Source organism: Vibrio rumoiensis 1S-45, assembly GCF_000286955.2.
Taxonomy (GTDB): domain Bacteria; phylum Pseudomonadota; class Gammaproteobacteria; order Enterobacterales; family Vibrionaceae; genus Vibrio; species Vibrio rumoiensis_A.
This window is the reverse complement of record NZ_AJYK02000113.1, coordinates 1-1,165: the sequence shown is the minus strand read 5'-3', so window position 1 is coordinate 1,165 and position 1,165 is coordinate 1. Positions and strand designations below refer to the sequence as shown.

At 45.8% G+C, this 1,165-nt stretch carries 1 protein-coding gene; it reads left to right on the top strand.

Annotated features, from left to right (window positions below):
• The coding region (gene tuf / locus A1QC_RS14755; RefSeq protein WP_017024766.1) for an elongation factor Tu at positions 1–1,165 on the top strand (1,165 nt) is incomplete at both ends.

The following is a 1,165-nucleotide window of genomic DNA, read 5'->3' as shown; positions in this document are numbered from 1 at the left end:
TGTCTAAAGAAAAATTTGAACGTACGAAACCGCACGTAAACGTTGGTACTATCGGCCACGTTGACCACGGTAAAACAACTCTTACTGCTGCTATCTGTACTACACTTGCAAAAGTGTACGGTGGTGTTGCTAAAGACTTCGCATCTATCGATAACGCTCCAGAAGAGCGCGAGCGTGGTATCACAATCGCTACTTCTCACGTTGAGTACGATACTCCTGCACGTCACTACGCACACGTAGACTGTCCAGGACACGCCGATTATGTTAAAAACATGATCACTGGTGCTGCTCAAATGGATGGTGGTATCCTAGTTGTTGCTGCAACAGATGGCCCAATGCCTCAAACTCGTGAGCACATCCTACTTGGTCGCCAAGTTGGTATTCCTTTCATCATCGTATTCATGAACAAATGTGACATGGTTGATGACGAAGAGCTTCTAGAGCTAGTTGAAATGGAAGTTCGTGAACTTCTTTCTGAATACGATTACCCAGGTGATGATTTACCAGTAATCCAAGGTTCTGCTCTAGGCGCACTAAACGGCGAAGAGCAATGGGAAGCAAAAATCGTTGAGCTTGCAGAAGCACTAGATACGTACATCCCAGAGCCAGAGCGTGCAGTAGACCAACCGTTCCTACTACCAATTGAAGATGTATTCTCAATCCAAGGTCGTGGTACTGTTGTAACTGGTCGTATCGAGCGTGGTATTCTACGCGTAGGTGACGAAGTAGAAATCGTTGGTATCAAAGATACTACTCTTACTACTTGTACAGGTGTTGAAATGTTCCGTAAACTGCTTGACGAAGGTCGTGCAGGTGAGAACGTTGGTGCACTTCTACGTGGTACTAAGCGTGATGACGTTGAACGTGGTCAAGTATTGGCTGCTAAAGGTTCAATCAACCCACACACAACTTTTGAATCAGAAGTATACGTACTTTCAAAAGATGAAGGTGGTCGTCACACTCCATTCTTCAAAGGTTACCGTCCACAGTTCTACTTCCGTACAACGGACGTAACTGGCGACATTCAATTGCCAGAAGGCGTTGAAATGGTAATGCCTGGCGATAACGTACAAATGATCGTAACTCTAATCGCACCAATCGCGATGGACGAAGGTCTACGTTTCGCAATCCGTGAAGGTGGCCGTACAGTTGGTGCTGGTGTTGT